2 protein-coding genes are annotated in these 729 nt (G+C 75.6%); both read right to left on the reverse strand.

The genetic code is table 11. From position 1 onward, the window contains the following. Positions 1-253: hypothetical protein (locus tag OOT08_RS02920; protein ID WP_325091045.1), on the reverse strand; the 253-nt coding region annotated here is incomplete at its 3' end. Further along, the coding region (locus tag OOT08_RS02925; protein WP_325091046.1) for a serine hydrolase domain-containing protein at positions 250-729 on the reverse strand (480 nt) is incomplete at its 5' end. The genes OOT08_RS02920 and OOT08_RS02925, both read right to left, overlap by 4 nt.

Genomic DNA, 729 nt, shown 5'->3' on the forward strand with positions numbered 1-729 from the left:
GCCGCTCCCCCCAGGTCCAGGCGAGCCCCGCCGCCGCGCCCGCGAGGACGAGGACGGGGACCCACCACAGCCACTCGCTCAGCGCGGCCCAGGGCACGATGGCCCGCATGAGCGCGAGCGCAACGACGCCGTCGAGCACGGCGAGCGCGGCGTCGACGCGGCTGTGTGCCCCCGTGCCCGCTCCGCGCGACCAGGTCGCGGCGGCCGCGAGAACCGGAAACAACAGTCCGATGAGGAACAGGAACCAGCTCATCGGGTCGCCCCTGCTTCCGCGTCACCGGTGAGGTCGGCGAGCAGCCCCGCGCCGAGCGCGTCCACGCTCGCGGCGGAGTTCGACAGCACCACGATCGCGTTGCCCCGCTCCCGGTCGAGCCCCACGAAGCTCGCGAAGCCCCCGGTGCCGCCGTTGTGCCAGGTCATGCCCTCCGCCGTCGTGAACCAGGCGAGGCCGACGCGCCCGCCGTCGCCGTCGTCCCGGAGCGGGTCCAGGGCGGCACGGCCCGGGGCCGTGCCCGCGAGCAGGGCGGCCGCGTACCGGGCCAGGTCTGTGCTCGTGGACCGCACCCCGCCCGCGGGAGAGTATGCGTGCAGCGTCCAGGGCTCGGCCGCCCGGCCGCCCTCGGTGAAACCGGAGGTCGGGGAGTCACCGAGCTCCTCGGCGGTCAGCGCGATTCGGGTCTCGCTGAGCCCGAGCGGCCCGAAGAGCCGCGTCCGGAGCATCTCGGCGTA

It is taken from the genome of Leucobacter sp. M11 (assembly GCF_035726885.1).
In the GTDB taxonomy this organism is placed as follows: Bacteria; Actinomycetota; Actinomycetes; order Actinomycetales; family Microbacteriaceae; genus JAPFRB01.